Here is a 1,435-nt window from a genome sequence, read left to right as displayed (position 1 = left end):
GACACTTGTTCTAATTTGAAAAGGTGCTTTTCTATGGCTAAATATTCTCAAGAATTTAAACTTGAGGTTGTCCAATACTACTTATCTGGTTTTGGTAAAGTTTCAACTGGTAATAAATACAATGTTCATCCTAATGACGTTGTAAAGTGGGTGGCAGTATTTCAACAGCATGGTGTATCTGGCTTAAACCGTAAAAATAAGAAATCCATATTTACAATCGAGTTCAAATATAGAGTTGTCACTACAATTCTGTTCGAGGGGCTATCTTTAACTGAAGCAATACAACGATTTCAGATTAGAGAAACCAGTATTATTAGGAGCTGGTTGCGTCAGTATCAAGAAAACGGTATAGATGGCTTAAAACCCAAGCCTAAGGGGCGTTCCAAGCATATGTCTAAGCCTAAACTTCCCAAGACCAGTAAAACAGACCAAGATAAAACTCAGAAAGAACTATTGGAAGAATTGGCATATCTGCGTGCGGAGAATGCTTTTCTAAAAAAGCTGAGAGCCTTAAGACTGGAACAGGAAGCACAAGAGCAAGCCGAACAGCAGAAATTGCAAGACTTGTATCAGGATTAAGGCAGGGCTATCCATTCAAGTATTTATTACGAGCTGCAAAGATGGCACGTAGTACCTATTTCTACCATCAATCCAAATCTGATACGGATAAACATACGGACTTGAAACAGCAAATTAGAGAAATCTATCACCAACATAAAGGTCGTTATGGTTATCGCAGAATTACCTATGCCTTACGTAATTTAGGTATAACCATCAACCATAAGCGTACATTACGTCTAATGCAGTTGATGGGGTTAAAATCACGCATCAGAGCTGTCAAATATCGCTCTTATAAAGGGCAGATTGGCAGGCTTACTGAAAATGTGTTACAGCGTCAATTTAAAGCAGACAAACCAAATCAGAAGTGGGCAATTGATGTCACAGAATTTAATGTGAATGGTGAAAAACTCTATCTATCACCTATCATAGATTTATTTAATGGTGAGATCATTGCATTTCAAACTCAACGTAGACCACATTATAATTTGGTCAAAGATATGTTGGATAATGCCATAAACAGACTTAAACCTGATGAGTAACCAATCTTACATTCTGACCAAGGCTGGCAGTATCAAATGCGTCATTACCAGCAACAGCGTAAACAGCATGATTTAATCCAAAGTATGTCACGTAAGGGAAACTGTTTGGATAATGCCGTAATGGAGAGTTTCTTTGGTACACTCAAATCCGAGTGCTTTCATGGTGAAAAGTTTAGATCTGTTGATGAACTGGAAAAAACAGTGAAAGAGTACATTCACTATTACAATCATGAACGAATCAAGATCAAATTAAAAGGACTGACCCCTGTACAGTACAGAAATCAGTCCTTAAAATCAGCCTAATTAAACCGTCCAACTTTCGGGGGACAGTTCAA

Annotated in this window: 1 pseudogene; it reads left to right on the top strand. The window is 37.6% G+C overall.

The features are described from left to right. Positions 1 to 33 precede the first annotated feature (33 nt). Positions 34 to 1,403 (top strand): annotated as a pseudogene (locus tag F4V57_RS14685) (IS3 family transposase). Positions 1,404 to 1,435: the final 32 nt, after the last annotated feature.

Source organism: Acinetobacter qingfengensis, from assembly GCF_008693185.1.
In the GTDB taxonomy this organism is placed as follows: domain Bacteria; phylum Pseudomonadota; class Gammaproteobacteria; order Pseudomonadales; family Moraxellaceae; genus Acinetobacter; species Acinetobacter qingfengensis.
Note: the sequence above shows the minus strand (reverse complement) of the source record. Positions and strands in the feature narration are given on the sequence as shown.